This window comes from Ruegeria sp. BHSB056 (assembly GCF_059613305.1).
Genome location: NZ_JBXWSG010000199.1, coordinates 1 through 1,288 on the forward strand (window position 1 = coordinate 1; position 1,288 = coordinate 1,288).

The 1,288-nt window shown below is 58.5% G+C and carries 2 protein-coding genes; both read left to right on the forward strand.

Going from position 1 to position 1,288, the window contains the following annotated elements; genetic code table 11:
• Positions 1 to 545 (forward strand): type I glutamate--ammonia ligase (locus tag AC2FND_RS20305; RefSeq protein ID WP_496771503.1); only part of this gene is annotated, 545 nt, incomplete at its 5' end.
• A gap of 8 nt (positions 546 to 553) precedes the next feature.
• Positions 554 to 1,288: NAD(P)/FAD-dependent oxidoreductase (locus AC2FND_RS20310; protein WP_496771504.1), on the forward strand; the 735-nt coding region annotated here is incomplete at its 3' end.

The window sequence follows — 1,288 nt, forward strand, 5'->3', positions numbered from 1 at the left end:
CTGGACAGAACATCTTCTCGGGCCCGCAAGGCGGCGAAACGGACGCATTCTATCACTTCATTGCCGGGTTGCAGAACCATCTGCCCGCCGGTCTGGCCGTGATGGCACCCTATGTGAACTCCTATCGTCGCTACGTGAAGGACCACGCCGCACCGATCAATCTGGAATGGGCCCGCGACAACCGCACTACGGGCATTCGCGTTCCTCTGTCCGGACCTGAATCGCGCCGTGTCGAAAACCGCATCGCCGGTATGGACTGCAACCCGTATCTGGGCATCGCCCTGTCGCTGGCGTGCGGCTATCTGGGTCTGGTCGAACAGGAGCGTCCGCGTCGTCAATTCTATGGTGACGCCTATGAAGGCGAAGGGGATATCCCCCAGGTCATGGGCGATGCGCTGGATCTGTTTGACGAAGCCACCGCCCTGCACGAAATCCTTGGCCCTGAGTTTGCCCGTGTCTATGGCATCGTAAAACGGGCCGAGTATGAAGAATTTCTGCAGGTCATCTCTCCGTGGGAACGGGAACATCTGCTGATCAACGTCTGAGACTTTTCGTGAACCTGCTCTATTCCAATGACCGCAAGGGCGAATATCCTGCCAGCTGGTATGCCGCGACGGCAAACCCAACGGAACGCTTTCCTGTTTTGGCCAAAGATATTACGGCGGATGTCTGCGTTGTGGGCGGCGGCTACACAGGCCTGTCCGCAGCATTGCATCTGGCCGAGGCGGGGTTAGATGTCGTTCTGCTTGAAGCCCACCGTGTCGGATTTGGTGCCTCGGGGCGCAATGGTGGCCAACTGGGCAGCGCGCAGCGGATGGATCAGGAAGACCTCGAGCGTCTTGTCGGAGACGCGGATGCCGCAAAGCTGTGGGACCTGGCCGAAGACGCCAAGGATCTGGTCAAATCACTGATCGCCAAGCATCAGATCGCGTGCGACTTGCAACCCGGTGTCGCGGTTCTGGGTCTGTCAGCTTCAGAACGAAAAGAGCTGCATAACCATGCAGACCATCTGTCCGACCGGTATCACTATGACCAGATCAAGCTACTGGATGAAGAAGAAGGCCACAAACTGTGCCCCTCACCCGCTTATAAGGGCGGGTATCTGGACATGGGGGCCGCTCATCTGCACCCATTGAACTTTGTGCTGGGGTTGGCGCAGGCGGCGGCCAAAGCGGGTGTTCGCATTTTTGAGGGCACCGAAGTCCTCGATATTGACGAAACCCAGCCTGCGCTGATCCGGACCGCCAAGGGGAACGTAAGGGCCGACCATGTTGTGCTGGCCTGCAAT